Here is a 23061-nt window from a genome sequence, read left to right on the forward strand (position 1 = left end):
TTATAATACTTATTTTAAACGTATGAGAAATTTGATAGTGGCCATGATGTGTATCTTTTTTGCTAAAACCGTAGCGGCACAGCAAGCAGATTCACTGGCTTTTGATGAGCACAACAAGTATATTTATTACCAAACCGTAGCGCAAGCCGATTTGAGTAAAGATACACTGTACCGCAGGGGTTTGTATTTTATGAAAACGGCGGCCCCAAAAAGCAAAATAAAACTATCTTTGGCTGATGAAGCCCAGGGTGTTTTAACAGGCAACGGTAGTTTTATGGTTGCTAAAAAGGCTTTGATATTAAGCAGCGTTGGCGGCCAGATTACCTACACTTTAAGGATAGAGGTGAAGGATGCCAAATACCGCTATTGGTTTACCGGTTTTGTTTATACGCCGTACCAGCGCGATAGGTATGGGGCTGATGTGCCAACACCAGGTGTAAATATACCATTAGAGGAGGCTAAAAATAAAGTTGACAAGAGGGATCTGGCGGTTTACCTGGATAAAGTGCTGCAAAACAGCCGCCAGGTAGGTGCGATATTAAAATCATACATGTTAAAAACCTCATCGCTGCCAAAAACCGATAAAGGGATCAAAAAGATATCGACCAAGGAGTGGTAGGTTGCCTGGCCCATTGATTCAGAAATGCTTTGTGAAAGCACTTTTTAATAAAATAGATTGTCATTTCGATTGAGCAAGAGAGGCTAAAGAGCGGGAGCGCGAAAGAGAAATCTTCTGCACCCTGTATTTAGGCTTTGTATATCGAGATGCACGGTGTAGAAGATTTCTCCTCATCCCGCACGCTCAATTCCCAGCTGGTTCGGTCGAAATGGCAATCGGTTTTATTTATTGTTAAGATCTGAAGGGAGTGTCTTCACGGTAGATTGGAAAAGTAGGTAATGAAGTAGGTTCTCTTAGTGAAATTCGTCCCTTTTACATTCGCCAAATTCGTGTCAATAAAAAAGCCGCCCCTTTAATTTGGGACGGCTTTAGTTTATTATTAATCTGGCGAGATAATAATAAAAACGTTAATTCTTTGTGTTATTGGTTTGACAAAGCATTTTTTAAAATTTGTTTGTTGTTTTGTTAGTTTAATTAGGGTTTGATAAAATCAGGAACAATTGATATTATTATAAAAATTACAACCCTTCATCGTGCTGGCTAAGGTCCAAACCTGCCATCTCTTCTTCGGGAGTTACACGTAATGTGCTGATCATGTCTGTTACTTTTAACAGGATTAATGAGCCAAAGAACGCGAATGCCGATACACCTACTAAAGTTATCAGGTGCAGGAAGAATAAATGTGTTTCGCCGTAATACAAGCCATTGCCGGTTGTGTTACCCGCGTTTACGTTTTGATGAGCAAATACGCCGGTTAACAACATACCTACCATACCGCCTACACCATGGCACGGAAATACATCCAGCGTATCATCAATGCTGGTTTTGCTTCTCCAGATAACTACCAGGTTGCTCACCACAGCTGCAACAATACCAATAATTAACGAGTGGGGGATGGTTACAAAGCCGGCCGCAGGTGTAATAGCCACCAGGCCCACAACGGCACCAATACAGGCACCTAAAACACCTGGTTTTTTACCGCGAAGGATATCGAAAAACATCCAGGCCATCGCTGCTGCGGCAGATGCTGTGGTTGTAGTAGCCAATGCAGTTGCTGCAAGTGTACCAGAACCTAATGCAGAGCCAGCATTAAAGCCAAACCAGCCAAACCATAATAAACCTGTACCTAATAGTACGTAGCTTATACGGGCCGGACTATGTGATATTTCGTTACGGCCTTTTAGATATAAAGCTGATGCAAGCGCTGCCCAGCCTGCGCTCATGTGTACTACTGTACCACCGGCAAAGTCAAGTACACCTTTTCCGAATAAAAAGCCATCCGGGTGCCAGGTGGAGTGGGCCAGTGGGGCGTAAATAAATATCATGAACAGGCAAAGGAAAATAACATAGGAGTTAAAACGGATCCGCTCGGCAAAGGCGCCGGTGATTAGCGCGGGGGTAATAACCGCGAATTTTAACTGGAACATGGCAAATAATACCAACGGAATAGTAGGGGCAAGTTTCCAGGTAGCATTACCCAGGGTGCCTTTCATCATAAAAAAGGTACGCGGATCGCCAATGAAACCGCCAATGGAATCACCAAATGCAAGGCTGAAACCGAAAATAACCCATATTACAGTAATTACGCCCATACACACAAAGCTTTGAAGCATGGTGGAGAGTACGTTTTTTTTGCTCACCATACCGCCATAAAAAAAGGCAAGGCCAGGTGTCATGATCAATACAAGAGCAGTACTAACTAATAGCCAGGCGGTATCGCCCGTATCAATTTTACTGTCTTTAATAGTTGTTAAGGTAACAGATGGAAATACAAGGGCTAATACGATTATAAGTAAAAGTATGCCAAATGGTATGAATTTTTTCATGCTTCGGGTTTTAGGGAAGAGTTAATAAAATTTAAAGAAGCTGCCCGGTACCCAATCAAAATACCGGGCAGTTTCAAAAACTAATACTGAATGAGGCACCCAATCAAAATGCCATCAGTATTAAAACTAAATTTTTTAAAAAACAATAAAATCCGGCTGCGTAATCAGCGCAAACGGATGAAACTGTTTTATCTGCTACCAGAAATCATGAAACGGAAAAAGGATGAGTTTGCGGAAACGCGATAGTTCGCTGGTGCCCCCGCCGCAAACAAAGTTGAGATACTTTACATGTATAGTGTAAAAATTGGGGCTTATATAAATGCCATGCAGCGGGTAGGCACCCCTGTGCTGTTGCAGGTTGATAAGCTGTACCGGTACATTGTTAAGGATAGCGTCATAATTATATGGATTATGATGAGCTGTTGTAGCCGATACAGTGGATTTTTTTTCGTCTTTGTGGTTAATATGGTATAATGCTCCCCTTGCCGAGGCTGAAAACCCGGAAAAGAGTAGAAAAAATAAGGCAGTAAATCGATAAAGCCTGTTAACCATGTCTAAAAGTAGTAAAAAATTAAAATAAACGTGTTTTTTTTATAAATATTTTAATCTTTTATCTGTTTATATGGTAATTATGTATTGATTTTGTCTTTTTAATTTGATAATTTATTAAAATAATGTAAAAATTAAATGGTTTATTGATTATTTGTTAATGAATAAAGAATATTCATAAAATTTATCGAGGCTGGTTTACGGGTCATAAATGGGCTATTGGGGTAGGAATATTTCGATTTTTGCGAAATATTATGAATGTACATTCGTTATATAATTGTATTTAATTCTTAACAAAATGCATTCGGCCAAATTTGATTTATACAAAATCGAGTGGCTCGATTTTGTATTTGACCATCGTAATAAAGCATACGGTGCTTATGAATTAAGGCAGCATTATAAGAGTACTTTGGCAAAAGCCCTTGCTATAACTTTGGCAGGCGTCGCATTGTTTGTAGCGCTCAGCCTGATCTTAAAGCCCAAACCACCCGAACTTGTAAAAATAACAATGGTTGATCTTACCCCGCAGCTTAGCCGGCCCGTTGAGCCAGTAAAGCCCATTGAACCGCCAAAACCTGCAGCGCCGGCTCCTCCGGTTAAATCTGCTCCGCCTGTATCAACTACCAGGTTTGTTACCCCGGTAATTGTTAGCAAAGGGCCAACCGAAGAGCCGCCCGTAATTAGCAAAATTGAAGGCGCTATTGGCAACGCCGATGTTAAGGTTGCCGGAAGTGGAGGTATTGAAAACGTACTGGATAATTCTGGAACCAAAGGAGGTACCGGTACCGCCCCGGTGGTTGTTCCTGTGGCAGATAATACCATACATGATTTTGGCGGCCTGGAAGTGATGCCGGAGCCGGTTGGCGGCCCATCAGCGTGGAGCGGTTTTTTACAAAAAAATTTACGTTTCCCCATTACGGCCCAGGAACAAGGTGTATCCGGCAGAGTAATCATGGGTTTTGTTATTGAAAAAGATGGTAGGTTATCAAACATAGCAGTTGAACATAGTGCAGGGTTTGGGTTTGATGAAGAAGCACTAAGGGTACTAAAGCTGGCTAAGCCCTGGAAACCTGGTGTACAAAATGGCCAGGCTGTACGTGTTAAATATGTAATACCTATTAAATTTCAGTTAGCTGAACAGTGAGTAGCCATTGTGGTGAATGGTATTGAGTAATAGTTTTTTAGCCCCGTATAATGCGGGGCTTTTTTGTTGTTAAGTACATTGGCGTCTCTAAACCTTTTTCAAGTCCGTCGCGAAGGAACGATTGAGCGGTAAGCATATTTTTGAAGATGAAATTTTGATGAAATTTATTTTTTAAATAAGTGCGATAATTTTATGTTTTGTAAAATATAAAGTATGTATATTCGTTATAGATAAAATTTAATTCTTAAAACTATGCTTATCACAAAATTTGATTTGTACAAAGCCGAGTGGCTCGACGTTGTATTTGACAGTCGTAACAAAGAATACGGTGCTTATGAATTAAGGCAGCACTACGGGCGTACCATGACGAAAGCCATGGGAATAACCTTTGCGGGGCTTGCTGTTTTAGTAATTGCCAGCATTGTTTTTAAACCCAAACCAGGAGAGATACTGGTTATACGCGATGTGCCGATATTGGATATGAAAACGTTTAAGCAGGAAAAATTAATTGAAAAACCAAAACAGGCTAAAGCAGAAGATGCTCCAAAGCCTGTTGAACATATCAAAACCCTGGCAAGCCCACCGCCGGTGGTAGTTGCCAATGATCCTGTTGTTCAGCCGCATACCACTGCAGAGTTACAGGCAAGTACTATTGGAAGTGTAGAAAGCAAAGGAGACGATAAGCCGGGAAATGTAATTGCAGATAAAGGACCGGTTGGTACCGGGAGCGGCCCCGTGGTTGATAATACTGTACATGACATTAATGGGGTTGAAGTAATGCCCGAACCGGTAGGGGGCGCAGCTGCCTGGAGCAAATTTTTGCAAAAAAACCTGAGATTTCCTGTAGTGGCACAGGAGCAGGGTGTATCGGGCAAGGTATATATGAGTTTTGTTATCGAAAAAGATGGTCAGCTATCAAATATAAAGGTTGAGCGTGGTGCAGGTTTTGGATTTGATGAGGAAGCTTCACGTGTTTTAAAACTGGCCAAGGCCTGGAAACCCGGTATGCAAAATGGGCAGGCAGTACGCGTTAAATATGTAATACCAATGAATTTTCAGTTGGCTGATAATAATTAGGATCGGGTTTCGGGTTGCGAGGCTCGTGTGTGATGATGGTAGATAAGTAGTGTGGTGGTAGCCTCCGTATTATACGGGGGCTTTTTTATGTAAACAAAATTAATGCACATAAAATCTATGTATCTCAAAATAAAAATTTAATAATGTTGATTTAGTGAAATATAATTCTGTATATTTGATTTAAAAGAAACTTAATTTGTTTGAGATGAGTATTTCGAAATTTAATTTGTACAATGCCGAGTGGCTCGACCTTGTATTTGACCATCGTAACAAAGCATACGGCGCTTACGAACTAAGGCAGCATTATAGCCGTACCATGAGCAAAGCCATGGGCTTAACCTTTGCCGGGCTTGCTGTTTTAATAGCGGCGAGCGTTATTTTTAAACCTAAGCCTGCAAACACGGTTTATATAGGTCCTGAGTTTCGAATTCTGCCGCCTGTATCTAAAATTATAGATCCGGAGATTAAAAAGCCCGAGGTTATTAAGCATGTTGAACCTGCAAAGGTGTCTCCCCCTGTACCTGCAATTGGGTTTGTTACTCCGGTGATTGTGCCGTATGAGCCGGTTGAGCAGCCACCGGTTATTGCGGATATAAAAGATGCTATTGGTCCGCAAGATGCTAAAGGACCTGCCGGTGGTGATAATGTTATTAAACCTGAAACAGGAACAGGTGGGGGCGGCGATGCCGTTAAAATAGATGAACATATTTACGACGCCGGTGGCGAAGGACTTGAAGCTATGCCCGAGCCTGTAGGTGGTGCCGCAGCTTGGAGTAAGTTTTTGCAAAAGAACCTCAGATACCCCGCCGTTGCACAGGAGCAGGGTATATCGGGTAGGGTGTTTTTAAGTTTTGTTATAGAAAAGGATGGTCATTTATCCAACATAGTAGTTGAGCGCGGCGCAGGTTACGGATTTGATGAGGAGGCTACACGGGTATTAAAGCTGGCCAAAGCGTGGAAACCCGGTATCCAAAACGGGCGGCCGGTACGGGTTAAGTATGTAATACCGATGAATTTTCAGTTAGCAGATAATTAGGATCGGGTTTCAGGTTGCGGGGGGGCGTGTGTGATAGTGGTGAATAAGTGGTGTGGTTGTAGCCTCCGTTATGCGGGGGCTTTTCATTTAACCAATATTTCCTGCTATTCTGTTATAGATATTGGAGAGTATTACATTCCTTGGTTTACCCAATATCATTCGTTTGGCGGTACGAATCTCTTTAAATTCTCTTTCATACAAAAATGTAGCAGCGCATAAATTATCTTTAGGGAAAGCAACTTTATCGTTGGCATTGAGATGTGCTTTCAGCAGTTCAATTCCTGCATCCGGGTTATTGGCGATGATTAAGCCTTCGCCAAGGGTGGGCAGATAAAAACCTTCAACCATATTATTGCTGCAATACACCAATCCGCGGGTAAGATGTTCCTCACAGAAAAACATCCTGTTTTCCTGTGAGGTTAAGTAGTCAATGTATGCAATTTGTTCCCTGAATTCTTCTTTATAGGGTATAACATGAGGCGAACGTGCTGATGCTATATGAATGTCTTTGAAAAAAAGGTATTCGGTTTCTGTGATAAAGCCGGCTTTTGCGTAAACGGGGGCTCCAAGGTCGGTTGCAATTAAATTAATTGTTTCGCAATGGTGTTGTTTGGCCTTATCAACCAGGGTTTGGGTAATATAGCCGCCAATTCCTTTACCCCTGTATTCCGGATGGACAAATATATGGCCCAGCCACGCTATTTTATGGTGAATGATTGTTGCGCCGATGCCGGCAATTTTACCGTCGATAATTATTTTTATAGGGAAGCAAAAAGACGAAGCCGTGTAAAAGCGGAAGCTTGGTATAATATTGGGCCAGCCACTCGGTTGCAAGTCACCAAGCAGGTTTACGTCGTTATCATTCAGGGGCTGAACTTCCATTTACCTATTTTTAAAATATCAATCCCTACAAAACCTTTCTGAAACAAAGGCTATCGGGCAAGCCAACATACACGCCGTAATTGGAGGTTTGTACGTAGCCCGATTTTCGGTACAAGCCATGTGCCTCCAGTTGTTTACTGGCGGTTTCCAACACGGTATATTGATAACCTAATTCAAATGCCCAGGTTTCCAGTTCTTTTAGTATCATGGTACTTATGCCGTTTCCTCGCGCGTTATGGCGTACAAACATTCTTTTAATTTCCACCGCATCGGCATCAAATCCTTTAAAGCATCCGCAGCCAGCCGGGGCATCATTTAAATAAGCAAGTACCACGGTATCTATTTGATCTATTACGTTATGCTGATCGTACAGATTCATGATATCGCCGTTGCGGTCGCGCAGGTCGGCATCCAGTTCGCGGGTAAGGTTGCGGAAATCGGGGTTGTCACTGGTGGTCCTGGTTATGCTGATTGTTTTCATTGATGCAAAAATATAATAAGCTGGAAAAAAGGAGGGAGGGGTAAAGCTAAAAAGTAAAACATTCCTCAATCCCTAAATTAATGGTGCTTATTAATCAAAATGACCTAAATAAAATACATTACAGGAGATTTAGACCCAATTGAGCGCTCGTGTTATTGGATTGCATGTGAGTAGGTTAACATAATATTAAGCGCTGGCATCGCATTTGTAAACTGGCGCCTGTAACAATAATGTTATAAAAGAATATAAAATTATTAAGCTCATGAAAAAAATACTGCTTTTTTCCGTCCTCGCGTTGGTTTCAGTTTTTACTTTTTCCTGTAAAAAAGATGGCAATAGCACCCATACTGTAAAATATACTATCCAGGGTTCAAGTAAATCCAACGTTACCTACACCGATCAGAATGGAAATGTTCAATCTCAGAATAATGAAGATGCAAGCTGGACTATTAGTTTCCCATCAAGCAAACATGGTTTGGTGCTTAAATTAACTGTAATTAGTAGTGATGGCAGCCCGGTTGGTGGTAAAATCTTCATTGACGGTAATCAATCGGCACAAAGCAATGGCGCAGTTAGCAATATCGCTATTTCAACCGTGTTGCCTTAACAATAACCTTTGTTGTTATTTCAGATCAAATTGATTTGTTTAACAATATTAAAATTTAATCCGTTTGCAAATGCATTGATATTCAGTGTGTTTGATTGATTATAAAAACCACATTAAAAATGAGAAGAAAACTTTTATTGGGATTTGCCATGGCCAGTTTGGCTTTTACGGCCTGTAAAAAAGGTGGTGATAATGCTGGTTCAAAAACACATATGAGTGTTAAAATGACCGATGCCCCCGGTGCCTATGATGCCGTTATACTAAATGTTAAAGAAATAGTTGTTTTATCAGCAGGTGTCGAAAGTCATTTAGCAGTAAATGGCAAACCAATTAACATATTGAACTTTAGGTTAGGTAAAGATACGTTGCTGGCCGCACAGGATGTACCTGCGGGCAGGTTGCAGGAAGTTCGCCTTGTTTTGAATGATAGCGGAAACAGGGTAGTTGTAAATGGTGTTTCATATGATCTTAAAACCCCAAGCGGGCAAACATCAGGTGTAAAGCTTAAAGTACAGAATGACCTTAAAGCAGGTATTGCTTATACCCTGTTGCTTGATTTTGATGCTGCAAAGTCAATTGTAACTACCGGCAACGGAAAATATATTTTAAAACCAGTAATCCGCGCTATACCCCAGGAAGTATCTGGTGCCATGGTTGGGGTAGTTATTCCGGCGGCCTCCAGCCCGATGGTTTACGCCATTAAAGGTACAGATACCGTTGGTACAGTTACAGATGCTACGGGCAAATTCTATTTCCCGGGTTTAGCATCCGGAACTTATAAAATTGACTTTGTACCGTTAACCCCATTTTTAGTTAAAAGCATTAATAACGTAGTAATTACAAATGGTGCTGTTAAAGATGTTGGTGTAGTTACTATAGCACAGTAATATTGCTATAACACAAAGAATTTAAGGTCGTTTAGTTGAATAAAATATTGCCGGTATATTTCAACTGAACGACTTTTTTATTTGACAAATACAATCCACTGCCGATTTTTATTCAAAATAAGTTAAGTGCACATCAAACCATTTAACCTGCATCATGTCATAACTATAAATTCACCTTATATGAAAAAATTAATTTTCACCGCAGCCATTTTATTAGGCTGTCTTAGTTTTAAAGCTGCTGAAGCGCAGATTAGTGTTAGCCTGGGTGTTAATATTGGCAGCCAGCCCGAGTGGGGCCCAGTTGGCTATGATCATGCCGATTATTATTACATGCCTGATATTGACGTATACTATTCTGTACCCACACATCAATACATTTATTATCAAAGTAATTCATGGACCAGAACAACCGTATTGCCGGCCAGGTATGGTAATTACGATCTTTACCACGGCTATAAAGTTGTTATAAATGAACGCAACCCATGGGTAAGAAATGATGTTTACCGTACCCGGTATGCAGCTTACCGAGGCCGCCGCGACCAGGTTGTTATCCGTGATAGCCGCGATGATAAATATCGCGATCATTGGGATAATGGTAAGCACAAAGGCTGGGACAAGCAAAAATATAAAAAAGACAAGCATGGCGATGATGACGACCAGGGACATGGTAATGGGCACGGTCATGGTCACAAAGATTAAATGAGTTTGTTTCCTAATGACCTTTGTGGATTAATTTAACAAAAACTTAAATAAATTTACCAATAGTAAAAATGTCATAAATTATGTTTACCTTTGCAGCTTATTAAATACAATATAATGCAACAAGGAACAGTAAAATTTTTTAATGACGAAAAAGGTTTCGGATTTATCACCCCAGATAATGGTGGAAGCGAAATTTTCGTACACTCTTCAGGTTTAATTGACAACATTCGCGAAAGCAATTCAGTTAGTTTTGACGTAGAAGAAGGTCGTAAAGGCCCTAATGCCGTAAATGTAAAAATAGTTTAATACTCTATTATAACCATTCATGAAGCCTTCTCCTTTTGGGAGAGGGCTTTTTTTATGCCCTTATATTTTGGCGAAATGGGCGGCACGCGGCTGCTGGCAATAGGGTAAAAAAAGGTTGCAAGTATCCTTTTTATGATTTATATTAGATTAATATTCAATGGATTATAAATAGTTGAAATATTAAACAGTCTGCCCTCTTAAGCCTATTAGTATGACTTTTCAATGTGTTTTAAAAAGAGCTGCTATTCTTTTGGTCTTTATGCTGGCATATAGCTTAAAGGGCTTTTCGCAAACTGATAGCCTTAGGTTTTATGCCAGCCAACTGGATTCAATTTATAATACCTGGGTTAGTAACCCTGATACCACACTTAAAACAGACTCCGTTATAACAGCCTTTTTACACGTTAACCCAACTTCGAAAATAAAAGGCGCAGGTACGCTTCAAGGCTTTGCCCTCACCTATAATACCCCCGAAATAAACTGGTATCATGATTTAGCAAGGGTGATCGATAAGGATTCCGTCGGCTTTTTAATTAAGGTTCGTATCCCCAGGAAAATTTATGATCAGCATAAAATGCTCACTTGTTGGGCTGTTTGGTGGGGCCGCGAGATGCAGGTTGTTAAATATGGCGGTATTAACATGAGGATAAAACTAATGCTTCAGTCGCAGCCGCAAAGGGCCAGTGTATATTTAGTGCCGCATAGAATTTGGAAAAGCAAATTTGAAAACACTCCGTGGAAAGAACATATCGAATCTTTAAGCGATTATATGGTCGATAGCGATCAAACAAATACTTCTGTAACTATTGATGAAACAGTTTATACAGTGGTATTTAAATTGGGTAATAAATTTTTGATCCGTACCCATTATACCAGGCCTATGGATACAGAGCCAACTCAAAAAGTAACCGCGGATTTTCAAAATGAATAAATGGAAAGCCATTTTAAAAACCGGCTCAGGAGTGTTTGCAACTATTCCCGGTTTGGGCGTGCTTTTAAGCAACATAGGGGTACCGCCCGATAGTTCAAAATACCTGTTTTGCGGCATAATAGAATCTTTTGGGGTATTTACGCTATTAATATTGAGGTTCAACTCCGGCTTTTTCAAATCCCTTCCCATAAAAACAATCAATCGGTTGGCTATTGTTTCTATAGTAACCTTTGGGGTCACCCTGTTTCTTTACCTGTTTCTTTTTAACCAATATGTTGTTGGGTATAAAGACTCAAAGCCCCTATTTTTCCCGGTGTGGCCCCAGGGTGAACTTCAACAAGGGCTGCAGGAAATGGGCAGTAAAGCCAATTTAATTAAGGAATGGGGCCGTGATGATGTGCATACGGTTATCCAGTCATCATCCTCGGCCATGTTAAATTATAGCATGCTGCTGTTTTTATTAATATACCAACTGGTTTTTGTGTCGCTCACTTTTGCATTTGGGATTCTTTCCATACGGGTTAGCGAGATTGATAAGGGGTGATGTTGGTTTTTGGAAGGCTGGCTCCTGCGATTTCTTGACACTTCGGGTGCGCTACTCTTTTACGCAAAAGGAATATTTGTTTCAAAAAACTTTAGTTTGTTTCAAAAAAAGTAATAATTTCACTGTCCGAGAGCCCTGTTTGAAACCTTATCACATGAAATATTATTACTATTTGTTTTTGCTGCTTGTTGTATTATCCAAAACTTCTTCTGCACAAAAAATTGAACTCGTCAATTCGGGCGAAATAATTAAACAATCTATTACCCTTTATGATTCTGCCAGGTTTAAGGATGCTCTTCAAGTGCTTACCAAAGTTAACCGTAGCGATACCAATTACGTATGGTCGGTTTACGAAAAGGCAATCAATTGCTCGGCCGACAGCCAATACACACAAGCTATAAAATATTGCCAGGAAGGACTTTCGCTTACTACGCAGCGGGAGTATGAGCCTGAATTGTATAATACGTATGGCAACGCTTTAAATGATTTGCATCAACCCGAAAAAGCGGTTAAGATTTTTGACCTGGCTATAGCCAAATACCCATCGTACTCGTTATTGTACTTTAACAAAGGGATAACCTACATGGGCATGAATCGCTATGCCGATGCCGAGGCGATGTTTCAAAAAACCTTGCTGGTAAACCCTTATATGTACAGCGCGCATTTTCAGCTAGGTTTTGTGGCTTTGCAGCAGGGTAAAATTATGCCGGCTATGCTGAGCCTTATTGGCTACCTGCTGGTTAACCCCGAGGGTAGGTATTGGTCGCGGTCGATAGGCATCCTGGATAAAATATCTAAAGGTTCCGATGAGATCCTGGAGCTTAAAAAGAATAAAGTGGGCACTGCCGACGATCCTTATGCCGAGGTAGAGGAAATTGTGCTATCAAAAATAGCGCTCGATAAATCATACAAACCCCTGGTATCTATTGACGACCCAATATCGCGCCAGATACAGGCGGTATTTGAAAAGCTGGAGTACCAAAAGGATAGCAAGGATTTTTGGATGCAATATTACCTGCCCTATTACAAGCAGGTTTTTAGCCAGAATAAACTGGAGTTGTTTATTTTTCATGCATTCAGCAACGTGAACCTGCCTGTTGTAAAGGATTACAGCAAAAAGCATAAAAAGGAACTGGACAAGTTTGTTGACGAAGCGGCATATTATTTTAACCAGCTCCGCTCAACCCGCCAATTGAATTTTGCCAACCGCGATACCGTTACCCAAAAGTATTATTACGAAGATGGCAAGCTGATTGGCAAGGGCAAGCTATCTGCCGATGGTAAAATTGTGATAGGCCCGTGGTTGTCAATTTATGGTGCTGGCAATAAAAAAAACATCGGAACCTATAATGATGCTGGCCAGCGGATTGGCACCTGGACGTACTATTTTTATTCGGGCGCGTTAAAAGCTAAAGAGACTTTTGTGGCTGGCAAGCTGATGGGTAAACAGGAATATTATTTTGAGAATGGTAATCCAAGTTCGGTGGAAAACTATGTAAACGGCAACCTGGAAGGAGTGAGCAGTACATACAATTACAACGGTACCCTTAAGTTTACGGCCACCTACAAGCAGGGCAAAAAAGACGGGATAGAACGCAAGTACTACGCCAACGGCAGCTTGCAGGAGGTAGATAATTACAGCAACGATGAGCTTAACGGTATAGCTACCGAATATTTTAAAAACGGTAAAATAAAAAGCACATCGCACTTTAGCGCCGGTAAAGCCGTAGGGACTTACAAATCATCGTTCGAAACGCTGGGCATATCAACCGATGGCCAGTTTGTGAATGCTAATGCCGAAGGGGAGTGGAAATTTTACTATGAATCGGGCAAGATCAAAGAAAAGCGCAATTATATAAATAACAACGAGGAAGGCCCGCATACCGAGTATTATGAAAACGGGCAGGTATCGGTTACCTATAATACTAAAAAAGGCAAGATAAACGGCGAGGTGGTTTATTACCGCGAAGATGGCAAGGTATGGAGTAAGCAGGTGTTTGCCAACGGTGTTGTTGTAATGGCCGAATATAATGACCTTGCCGGCAAACAGGTTTACCATGCCGAAGCTAAAACAGTCCTGGCCGATTTGGTTACCTACAGCATTGATGGTATTAAAAAAAGGCACAGACATTTTAACGCCGCGGGTCAGTTGGATGGGCCGGATACCTTGTTTTATCCATCGGGCAGGGTGAGCCAGATTGATGAATATAAAAACGATAAGCTCAACGGCACATCGCTGAGCTTTTACACAAGCGGCAAAAAGAAAGCCGAAATACCGGTGACCGACGATGAAAGCAATGGTTACTCGGTAAGCTATCATGCCAACGGTATGATGGAATCGGAAGGGTGGCTGCAGGCCGGCGACCACCAGGGCGTTTGGCTTTTTTATGACGAAAAGGGCAGGCTTACCAATCGGTCGTACTATTTAAACAATGATCTGGATGGTTTTAAAGAAACCTATAGCCCTAATGGTAAAAAAAGCCTGGAAGAAAAATATCACCTGGGCTGGCTGGAAAAACTAACCCAGTATGATAGCACCGAAAAGGTTATGCTGGTAGATACCTTCCCGAAAGCTACCGGAAAATATAAGCTGATTTACGCCAACGGCAAGCCGATGACAGAGGGTAATTATGTAAACGGCGAGCTTGACGGCCCCTGTAAAACTTATTATTTTGATGGCAGCCTGGAAAGTAGCTTTGTGTATAAACGGGGTTATATAGATAGCGCTTATGTAAGTTACCGTTTCGGTGGCAAAAAAAACTCTGAGGTCGTGTTTGATCATGGTAGTAAAACCGGCTTCTGGAAGTTTTATGATGAAGATGGCAAGCTAAGCAGTACCAGCAATTATGTGAACGACGAGCTTAGCGGCGAAAGAACTTATTACTTTGAAAACGGCGCTAAGGATTACATTGGCCTATATAAAGCCGGTGTGCTTGATGGCCCAGCCAAAAAATATGATCCGGACGGCACCTTAGCCTACCAAACCACATTTGATGATGATTACGCGGTTTCTTACTCATTCCTGGCAACGGATGGTAAACTAACCCCGCCTGCTGTTATAGCATATAACAATGGTACGGTAAAATCCTTCTTCCCGAACGGAAAACCATCTAGAGAGTGCAGCTACAGCGATGGGGGTAAAAACGGCCACGATGTGATTTACTACAGCAACGGACAAATCCGGTCGGAAGATACCCCGGCATATGGACTGGCCTACGGGATAACAAAAGACTATTATCCCAACGGGAAGCTAAAATCTGTATATAATTATATTATGGATAATCCGGACGGGGTTTGTAAAGAGTACTATGCCAACGGCAACCTGAAGAAAGAAATGACCTTTGACAACGGAGAATATCATGGGCCTACAAAATATTTTGATGAAAACGGAAAGCTGGTTAAAACTACGTGGTATTACTATGATAAACTTATCTCTGTTAAATAATGAATAAATCACGTTTATTATTTGGCGCTTTATTTACCTGCTTTTGCGCATGGGTAAGCACAGCAAAAGCGCAGGACTTTGAAACTTTACGCAAACAGTTTCCTGATGAAAAGGCGGTGCTTTTAAACCGCGTTTTTGAATACAACATCAATCTTAAAAACGGTGTGCCACATGTGGAGAGCAGGGAACTGCAACAGATAGAATATCTGCTGGGCAGCGCTACAGCGTATATGGGTGGTTACGGGTTTTCGCATAGCGATTTCCATAAGCTGGTATCGTACGATGCATTTACCCAAGCGCCAGATGGTAAAAAGCTTAAAGTAAGCGATTTTACCACCAACGATGATAAAGCCGGCTTTGTTTTTTACGATGATGTAAAAGAAACCAGCTTCCATTTCCCGGCTGTGGAGCCGGGCGCCATAGGCAATTTAAAGGTGGCCTGGGATAATAAGGACCCGCACCTGTTATCACCCTTTTACTTCACCGCCTATATGCCGGTTATCAACAGCGAGCTTAAAATTACGGTATCAAAAGATATCTCTCTTAAATACCGGTTTATAGGCCAGGATACCAGCAACATCAAGGTTAACATCGAAAGTAAAGGCCATAATAAAATTTATAGTTTCCAGTACAAAAACTGCCCGGCCGATAAATCATACCATAACGCGCCTGGTTTTGCCTGGTACTCGCCGCACGTGGTTTTTTACCTGGATAGTTACAAGGATGATAAGGGCAATACCGTGCCCTACTTATCTAATATAGATGACTTGTACCACCTGAACTACAGCTACCTTAAAAATGTAAATACCGAAGTTACACCTGCTGTTAAACATATTGTAGATTCGTTAACCAACGGTTTGCATACCGAAGAGGCAAAGGCCCGCAGCATTTACTCCTGGGTACAGGCCAATATCAAATACGTGGCTTTTGAGGATGGTATGGGCGGCTTTATTCCCCGGGACGCCCAACTTGTGTGCACCCGTAGATTTGGCGATTGTAAAGATATGGCCAGCATCCTTACCGAAATGTTGAACGCGGCCGGCGTAAAAGCATATTTTACCTGGATAGGCACACGCGATTTACCCTACAAATTTACACAAACACCGTTGCCCTTGGTGAGCAACCACATGATATGTACTATTAAACTGGGCGATAAATATGTGTTTTTAGATGGTACCGACCCAACCTGTGTTTTCGGTATGCCATCATCAGGCATTCAGGAAAAGGAGGCGATGATAGCCATTGGCGAAAACGAGTACAAGGTTTTAAACGTGCCGATTGTTGAGAAAAACAAAAACATGCTGGTAGATAGTACCTGGCTGGAAATGGGCGCCAACGGTATTAAAGGTCATATTAAACGCGATGTAAAAGGCTACTTTGCCATGGAGATGCACGGTAAACTCATGTATTGGAACCGCAACAAAATAGATGAGTACATGAAAGACGAATTTGAACGGGGATCGAACAAGTTTAAGCTGGATACTTTTTATGTAGATAAGAAACAAAGCGCAGGCGAGCTATCCATGTACGCCAATTTTACCCTGCCCGATTATGGCAAAAAACTGGGCGATGATTATTACGTGAACATCAATCTGTTTAAATTTTTCCAAAACGAGCAAATAGATTACCCCAAACGCAAAGTGCCTGTTGAGCAGAATTTTAACTTCGAAAAAAAATACGTTACCCTGTTTAAAGTGCCCGATGGGTACAAGGTATCTTACCTGCCGCCAAGTAAAGCCTACCACAATAAAGTTTGGGGCTTTAATGTTAAGTACGAGCAAAAAGGCAACTACGTGATCATGACCCAGGAGTTTGATAACGATAACCTAATGCTTGCCGCCGATGGTTTTGACCAATGGAATAAAGTGCTCGAAAACCTGTACCCTTTATATAAAGAAACCTTAAGCCTCGCCAAAAAATGAAGTCTATAATAAAACAAACCTGCAGCCTGCTCACTGTATTGTTAGCAAGCCATTACGCACACGCCCAAACGCCGGGAATAGAAAAAGAAACCTGGTCAGATAAACCTGCCATTCATAAAATTGCCGGTAAATACAGTAAAGAATCTGACGTAATTGTACTGGATAAACACCGGGTAGAATTTACCGACGAAGGAAAAGATGCTTTAGCCGAATATTATACCGTGCACAAGATCGTCCATATTAATGACGACAGGGGGATTGAAGGCTATAACAAAATTTACCTGGGCATAAGCGATAAGGCTGATATTGTAGATATTAAAGCCCGCAGTATTTCGCCAGGTGGTAAAATAGTGGAGCTCAATAAGAATGATATTAAAGAAGTAAAAGAAAAGGACGATCAGATTTACAAGATTTTCGCGATGGATGGCCTGGAAAAAGGTTGCGAGGTGGAATACTATTATACCTTTAAAAGGCCTGCTACGTTTTTTGGCCGTGAGGTAGTGCAGGGTAACTCTCCCATATTGCTTAGCCAGTTTCAGTTGTTTGCGCCAAAAAGGTTAAAGTTTGAGGTAAAGCCTTATAACACCGACGTGGTAAGTAAAGACACTATTCTGAACGAAAAAGCCATAAGCGAATGCAGTTTTACCGAAACCCCCGGCGTAGAGAAGGAAAAATATTCAAACTATTATTCTGGCCTGAAAAGGTTGGAATTTAAGCTGGCTTATAACCTATCTGTAAACAAAAGCGAGCGTCTGTATACCTGGAACCTGCTGGCCAAACGCATTTATGGCGTTTACACCGATTACTCGGACAAGGAAGCTGCGGCCGTTGCTGATGTTATCAAAAAAAATAACCTGGCCGCCTCTACTGATGAGGTAGCCAAAATAACGGCGGTTGAAAATTATATCAAAAAGAATTACTCATACCACGAAGACGTCAGGGGCGAAAATGAAAACCGTGTAGAAACCATTCTGCGCAACAAAAATGCCGGTATGGTAGGTATTGTGCGTTTATACAGCTTGTTTTATCAAAGCCTGGGTGTAAATTACCAGTTTGTGTTAACCGCCGAACGCAGCAAATACCTGATTGATAAAACTTTTGAAAACTGGAATAATTGCGATAATCCTATATTTTATTTCCCGGCCGAAGGTAAATTCCTGGCACCAACCAGGGCTGATTTTCGTTACCCCTGGATCCCATCAGATTGGGGGGCAACTTATGGTTTGTATTGTAAACATACCATGCTGGGCAATTTTTCGACAGCGATAGCGGATATCAAGATGGTACCGCTTGAGGATTATACCAAATCTATGCAGAGCATGGAGGCTACCATAACCTTCTCCAAAGATTTGGATTCGTTAATAACCGATGCCAAACAAATTTTTGGTGGTTATGCAGCAACAAACTATCGGGATGCCTTTAACTACTCCAACGACGAACAAAAACGCCAGCTTTTTAAAGACCTCACCAAAAACTATTTCAGTTCCGAAACCATCCTTTCATCAGAAGTGTTAAACCAGCCTTTTGAAAGCCAGACCGCCAACCTGCCTTTGATTTTACACATCAAAGCAAAATCGGGCGCGTTTTTAGAGAGTGCAGGCAATAAACTTTTGTTGAAAATAGGTATGGCAATTGGTCCGCAGGTAGAGATGTACCAGGATAAACCCCGCCAGTTACCTGTTGATATGGGTTTTGGACACATTGAAGAACGTAAACTGGAAGTTACCATACCGGCCGGTTACAAGATCAGGAATCTTAATGATCTGAAAATTGACCAGACCTACAAAGAAGATGGCGAGCTAACCATGGGTTTTGTATCTGACTATGAACTGAAAGGAAACCAGCTCACCATCCACATTATGGAGCAATACCGCAAACCCCTATACCCCATCACTATATTCGATCCGTTCAGGAAAATTATCAACGCATCGTCTGATTTTAATAAGGTAGTATTGATATTGGAGAAGATATAGAACCGAAAAGCAGAATAGTATCGGGTATCAGGATTTTGTTTAACCGCTGATGTGGTTAAACAAAATCCTAAGGTTTATTGAACTTTCATTCTGTTTATACTTTAATGCCGGAAATGGCAGAGTCTTTTTGAACTCCATTGAAAATAAAAAATTCTGAAAAATTCGAGTTCAAACAAATTTTGCGTAAGGGATTGGCGGGGATACCGTCCGTTAGCTAACAGATAATGCCCTGTGCAGTATGAGCATAAAGCCCGGCCCGCAGGGATACGCTCTTTGGCTCAAGTGTTGTGCTTTGGGCATTGAGTGATAGGGGACTTGTGGTTTTCTTAGTCATACAAGTCCCGGTTGCTTCGTTAACATAAAGAAGTTAAGAAACCACAAAAAACTATAACCTATTCTTCTCCGGCTTCCTTAATCAGTCTATCTACCAAAGATGGAGATATACGAAAGTTAGTTTGCTGAATAAGTTGCAGATAAGGTCGCAGTAAAGGAATTATACGCTGCTGTTTTGCGTAAAGCAACACCCCCGCCGAACCTTTAACGGCTACTCCTCTTTGTTCGGCAAATTTCCTGGCGGCCCTGTCATCCGTGAGTAGGTAATCGCATTTTATCTCGGCAGCTAAAGCTATGGCGCTGGCTTCGCCTGGATCAATAAGATCATTAAATTCGCTTTGCAGCAAATTATTCTGAACAAGCTTAATGGTTACCCAATCTGGTAAGGTTTTGCCATATTCTTTCGCTATTTCGGGAGTTGTGATAACATGTGCAAATAATTGAGGGAGTAAATACAATGCATCAATTTTATCTAAAATGATAAAACAACTGGTATCGGTAATAACAATAGTGTTTTCAGGCATGATCGAGGTCGGCCTCAACACTGGGGTCAAGGTAGTTTACACCAAAATTGATCAGAATTTCAGCAAAATCCCATTTTTTCATTCCGCACATTTCGGCAGCCTGATTTAATGATAGTTTGCCAGCCTCATACAGTTTGGCCGCAATTAAACGTACGGTTTCATCATGCTCTTTTTCCAGCGCATCAGGAACTTGTATTGTCATCGTAGTCATATTATAAAGATAAGCATTATTCAAATTAAAACGTATAATGATTTATCAGGTAGTTTGTTGAATACGGTATTGATAATAACAATAACAGGGCAAACAAATTTAAATTACCCGCCACCCACACTTCACCCCCGCAACAAACCTGTCACCTTTTACCGCTATCCTTTCGTCTTTCCAGCTTTTTTCCTAATTTTGCGCATCCTTTCAAATAAAACAATATTAAATTGGAGCACCAGGAATTAACCACCGTTGAAACCGCCAAAGATTTAGGCTTACTACCCGAAGAATTTGAACGTATTATAGAGATATTAGGGCGAGTGCCCAACTTTACCGAGTTATCCATCTTCGCGGTAATGTGGAGCGAACACTGCTCATACAAAAACTCCATCACCTGGCTAAAAACCTTACCTAAAGACAGCGACCGCATGCTGGCTAAGGCAGGTGAAGAAAACGCCGGATTGGTTGATTTGGGCGATGGCATTGGCTGCGCCTTTAAGATAGAATCACATAACCACCCATCGGCGCTTGAACCTTACCAGGGTGCAGCCACTGGTGTGGGTGGTATTAACCGCGATATATTTACGATGGGTGCAAGGCCCATAGCCCAGCTAAATTCCCTGCGCTTTGGCGATCTTAAACTGGAAAAAACCCAGTGGTTAGTTAAAGGCGTGGTAAAAGGCATCAGCCATTACGGTAATGCCTTCGGCATCCCAACCGTAGGCGGCGAGTTGTTTTTTGACGATTGCTATAATGTAAATCCTTTGGTAAACGCCATGTCGGCAGGTATTGTTAAGGCGGGCGAAACCGTTTCTGCAACATCATACGGCGTGGGTAACCCTGTTTATATAGTAGGTTCGGCAACCGGTAAAGACGGTATCCATGGCGCGGCTTTCGCATCTAAAGATATCAGCAAAGATTCTGTGAATGATCTTCCTGCCGTACAGGTGGGCGACCCTTTCCAGGAGAAACTGTTGTTGGAGGCTACATTAGAAGTTATAAAAACCGGTGCCGTGGTAGGTATGCAGGATATGGGCGCCGCCGGTATCATCTGCTCAAACTCAGAAATGAGTGCCAAAGGCGAGCACGGTATGCGTATCGACCTGGATTTGGTGCCAACCCGCCAGGCCAATATGAAACCTTACGAAATACTGCTTTCTGAATCACAGGAGCGTATGCTTATCGTGGTACATAAAGGACGTGAAAAAGAAGTTGAGGCTGTATTTGATAAATGGGACCTTAACTGTGCCATTATTGGTGAAGTTACCGATACCCAGCGTTTAGAATACTACATGCATGGCGAAAAAGTAGCCGATGTACCTGCTGACGATTTAGTGTTAGGTGGTGGTGCCCCGGTTTACGAACGCGAATACCGCGAGCCTGCTTATTTTGCCGAAAATCAGAAATTTAATATGGATGATGTTGCCGAACCTGCCAATTTGGTGGAGGTTGCCGAGCATCTTTCTGCGCACCCTAACTTAGCATCAAAACGTTGGGTAACTGATCAGTATGATAGCATGGTAGGTGTACAAACCATGACAGCTAACCTGGCCTGCGATGCAGCCGTTGTAGCCGTTAAGGATACCAACAAGGCTATTGTATTAACTACAGATTGTAATTCCCGCTATGTATATGCCGATCCTTATAAAGGTACAGCCATTGCCGTTGCCGAAGCTGCACGTAATATTACCTGCGCTGGTGGCGAGCCTGTGGCTATCACCAATTGCCTAAACTTTGGTAACCCTTACAATCCCGAAGTTTACTGGCAGTTTGTAAGCGCCATTAAAGGTATGGGCGATGCCTGCCGCAAGTTTGAAACCCCGGTTACCGGTGGTAACGTGAGTTTCTACAACCAGTCGGCAGATGGTGGTTCGGTTTTCCCTACGCCAACCATTGGTATGCTGGGTGTAATGGAAGATACCGAGAACATCATGACCGCTGATTTTAAACAACCCGGCGACTTGATTTACCTGATAGGCGAATCTGTAAATGATATCGCGTCATCGCAATACCTGGCTTCATGGCATAAAATAACAGCTTGCCAGGCCCCGTATTTTGATATTGACAAAGAATACGATACACAACAAACCATTAAAGAACTCATTAAACACCGTGTGCTGGTATCTGCACATGATGTTGCCGATGGTGGTTTATACATTAACCTGTTAGAGTCGGCCATGCCAAACGGACTGGGCTTTGATATCGAAACAGATGCTGCTATCCGCAAGGATGCCTTCCTTTTTGGCGAGGCACAGGGCAGGATTGTGGTAACGGTAGCACCAGAGGAGCAGGAACGTTTTATTGAGTTTATGGCTACCAGCGAAACTGAATTTACCTTGCTGGGTACTGTAAACAATGGTTTCCTGAATGTTGATGGTGAACTGTTTGGTCACGTTACCGATGTGAAAATGGTACACAGCAATGTGTTACACTCTATTTTAGGCGAATAATGCTGAAACTGAACCGTGTACATCACATCGCTATCATTTGTTCCGATTATGAGAAGTCGAAACATTTTTACAGCGAAGTACTGGGTTTAAAAATAGTACGCGAGGTATATCGCGAAGCAAGACAATCATACAAGCTTGATCTGGAAGTGGGTGACCGCTACCAGATTGAGCTTTTTTCATTTCCAGAGCCTGCACCCCGCCCTTCGCGCCCCGAAGCGGCCGGTTTGCGCCATTTAGCCTTCGAGGTAGATGCCCTTGACGAGGCCGTATTTCACCTTACAGAACAAGGGGTAGAAGTAGAGCCCATCCGTGTAGATGAACTCACCAACAAGCGCTTTACCTTCTTCACAGATCCTGATGGCTTGCCACTGGAGTTGTACGAGCGATAGGGGATAAGTCTATTTTTTCTTTCTTTGTTCTTTTCTCTCTTTTGTCATCCTGAGGAACGAAGGATCTATGAACTATACAGGTCCATTTTGTAGATCAACTAAACAGGACAATAATAAAAGTTCTGCTCATTTTTCCGGGCGTTTCCGCCACTGATAGAAGTGTCGGCCGGGCTCTATGCTCATACTGCACAGGCCTTATTCACATTGGCCGGTATCCGCGCCGATCCCT

Annotated in this window: 21 protein-coding genes; 15 read left to right on the forward strand and 6 right to left on the reverse strand. The window is 42.0% G+C overall.

What is annotated here, in order from left to right; all coding sequences use genetic code 11:
• The first annotated feature begins 22 nt into the window (after positions 1-22).
• On the forward strand, positions 23-619 hold the full coding sequence (locus Q0R88_RS20625; RefSeq protein WP_295719865.1) for a DUF4468 domain-containing protein: 597 nt from the start codon (positions 23-25) through the stop codon (positions 617-619).
• Positions 620-1137: 518 nt separating this feature from the next.
• Here the strand turns inward: Q0R88_RS20625 and Q0R88_RS20630 are convergent.
• Both Q0R88_RS20630 and Q0R88_RS20635 read right to left on the reverse strand, forming a co-directional pair.
• Positions 1138-2445, reverse strand: a complete 1308-nt coding sequence (locus Q0R88_RS20630; RefSeq protein ID WP_295719866.1) for an ammonium transporter — start codon at positions 2443-2445, stop codon at positions 1138-1140.
• Positions 2446-2640: 195 nt separating this feature from the next.
• Positions 2641-2997: a hypothetical protein gene (locus Q0R88_RS20635; RefSeq protein WP_295719869.1), complete on the reverse strand. Its 357-nt coding sequence runs from the start codon at positions 2995-2997 to the stop codon at positions 2641-2643.
• A gap of 295 nt (positions 2998-3292) precedes the next feature.
• Between Q0R88_RS20635 and Q0R88_RS20640 the strand changes: the two genes are divergently transcribed.
• From Q0R88_RS20640 to Q0R88_RS20650, 3 genes are all read left to right on the forward strand, one after another.
• On the forward strand, positions 3293-4138 hold the full coding sequence (locus tag Q0R88_RS20640) for an energy transducer TonB (protein ID WP_295719871.1): 846 nt from the start codon (positions 3293-3295) through the stop codon (positions 4136-4138).
• Positions 4139-4390: 252 nt separating this feature from the next.
• A complete protein-coding gene (locus tag Q0R88_RS20645; RefSeq protein WP_295719874.1) occupies positions 4391-5215 on the forward strand; it encodes an energy transducer TonB in 825 nt (274 codons plus the stop codon).
• Between the two features lie 205 nt (positions 5216-5420).
• The gene (locus tag Q0R88_RS20650; protein WP_295719877.1) at positions 5421-6251 is read left to right on the forward strand and encodes an energy transducer TonB; all 831 of its coding nucleotides are present in this window, start codon (positions 5421-5423) and stop codon (positions 6249-6251) included.
• Positions 6252-6338: 87 nt separating this feature from the next.
• On the opposite strand, the gene Q0R88_RS20655 is transcribed toward Q0R88_RS20650, so the two are convergent.
• Together Q0R88_RS20655 and Q0R88_RS20660 are read right to left on the reverse strand one after the other, a co-directional pair.
• Entirely contained in the window at positions 6339-7133 is a 795-nt protein-coding gene (locus tag Q0R88_RS20655; RefSeq protein WP_295719879.1) for a GNAT family N-acetyltransferase, read from the reverse strand.
• A gap of 25 nt (positions 7134-7158) precedes the next feature.
• On the reverse strand, positions 7159-7614 hold the full coding sequence (locus Q0R88_RS20660) for a GNAT family N-acetyltransferase (RefSeq protein ID WP_295719881.1): 456 nt from the start codon (positions 7612-7614) through the stop codon (positions 7159-7161).
• A gap of 262 nt (positions 7615-7876) precedes the next feature.
• Here Q0R88_RS20660 and Q0R88_RS20665 point away from each other — a divergent pair, with 262 nt between their 5' ends.
• From Q0R88_RS20665 to Q0R88_RS20705, 9 genes are all read left to right on the forward strand, one after another.
• A complete protein-coding gene (locus Q0R88_RS20665; RefSeq protein ID WP_295719883.1) occupies positions 7877-8221 on the forward strand; it encodes an MmpS family transport accessory protein in 345 nt (114 codons plus the stop codon).
• 119 nt (positions 8222-8340) lie between these two features.
• Positions 8341-9108 (forward strand): DUF4382 domain-containing protein, encoded by a 768-nt coding sequence (locus Q0R88_RS20670; protein WP_295719885.1) that lies wholly within the window; start codon positions 8341-8343, stop codon positions 9106-9108.
• Between the two features lie 180 nt (positions 9109-9288).
• The gene (locus Q0R88_RS20675) at positions 9289-9807 is read left to right on the forward strand and encodes a hypothetical protein (RefSeq protein WP_295719888.1); all 519 of its coding nucleotides are present in this window, start codon (positions 9289-9291) and stop codon (positions 9805-9807) included.
• Positions 9808-9924: 117 nt separating this feature from the next.
• Complete coding sequence (locus Q0R88_RS20680) at positions 9925-10116, forward strand: cold-shock protein (RefSeq protein ID WP_295719892.1); 192 nt, start codon at positions 9925-9927, stop codon at positions 10114-10116.
• A 211-nt stretch (positions 10117-10327) separates the two neighbouring features.
• Positions 10328-11047: a hypothetical protein gene (locus Q0R88_RS20685; protein WP_295719894.1), complete on the forward strand. Its 720-nt coding sequence runs from the start codon at positions 10328-10330 to the stop codon at positions 11045-11047.
• Positions 11040-11591 carry a hypothetical protein gene (locus Q0R88_RS20690; protein ID WP_295719897.1) on the forward strand — a complete coding sequence of 184 codons (552 nt, stop codon included), beginning with the start codon at positions 11040-11042 and terminating at the stop codon, positions 11589-11591. The genes Q0R88_RS20685 and Q0R88_RS20690 overlap by 8 nt, the downstream gene beginning before the upstream one ends.
• A gap of 154 nt (positions 11592-11745) precedes the next feature.
• Entirely contained in the window at positions 11746-15036 is a 3291-nt protein-coding gene (locus tag Q0R88_RS20695) for a hypothetical protein (protein WP_295719899.1), read from the forward strand.
• Positions 15036-16958, forward strand: coding sequence for a DUF3857 domain-containing protein (locus Q0R88_RS20700; protein ID WP_295719902.1), 1923 nt, complete (start codon positions 15036-15038; stop codon positions 16956-16958). The genes Q0R88_RS20695 and Q0R88_RS20700 overlap by 1 nt, the downstream gene beginning before the upstream one ends.
• Complete coding sequence (locus tag Q0R88_RS20705; protein WP_295719905.1) at positions 16955-18931, forward strand: DUF3857 domain-containing protein; 1977 nt, start codon at positions 16955-16957, stop codon at positions 18929-18931. Before Q0R88_RS20700 ends, Q0R88_RS20705 begins: the two co-directional genes overlap by 4 nt.
• A 392-nt stretch (positions 18932-19323) precedes the next feature.
• Here the strand turns inward: Q0R88_RS20705 and Q0R88_RS20710 are convergent, their stop codons facing one another.
• Both Q0R88_RS20710 and Q0R88_RS20715 read right to left on the reverse strand, forming a co-directional pair.
• The gene (locus Q0R88_RS20710) at positions 19324-19788 is read right to left on the reverse strand and encodes a DUF3368 domain-containing protein (RefSeq protein ID WP_295719907.1); all 465 of its coding nucleotides are present in this window, start codon (positions 19786-19788) and stop codon (positions 19324-19326) included.
• The gene (locus tag Q0R88_RS20715) at positions 19781-19990 is read right to left on the reverse strand and encodes a UPF0175 family protein (RefSeq protein ID WP_295719909.1); all 210 of its coding nucleotides are present in this window, start codon (positions 19988-19990) and stop codon (positions 19781-19783) included. The genes Q0R88_RS20710 and Q0R88_RS20715 overlap by 8 nt, the downstream gene beginning before the upstream one ends.
• 230 nt (positions 19991-20220) lie before the next feature.
• Between Q0R88_RS20715 and purL the strand changes: the two genes are divergently transcribed.
• Both purL and Q0R88_RS20725 read left to right on the forward strand, forming a co-directional pair.
• The gene (gene purL / locus Q0R88_RS20720) at positions 20221-22443 is read left to right on the forward strand and encodes a phosphoribosylformylglycinamidine synthase subunit PurL (RefSeq protein WP_295719912.1); all 2223 of its coding nucleotides are present in this window, start codon (positions 20221-20223) and stop codon (positions 22441-22443) included.
• Positions 22443-22832 carry a VOC family protein gene (locus Q0R88_RS20725; RefSeq protein ID WP_295719915.1) on the forward strand — a complete coding sequence of 130 codons (390 nt, stop codon included), beginning with the start codon at positions 22443-22445 and terminating at the stop codon, positions 22830-22832. Before purL ends, Q0R88_RS20725 begins: the two co-directional genes overlap by 1 nt.
• Positions 22833-23061 lie beyond the last annotated feature (229 nt).

Source organism: Mucilaginibacter sp. (genome assembly GCF_025362475.1).
GTDB lineage: Bacteria > Bacteroidota > Bacteroidia > Sphingobacteriales > Sphingobacteriaceae > Mucilaginibacter.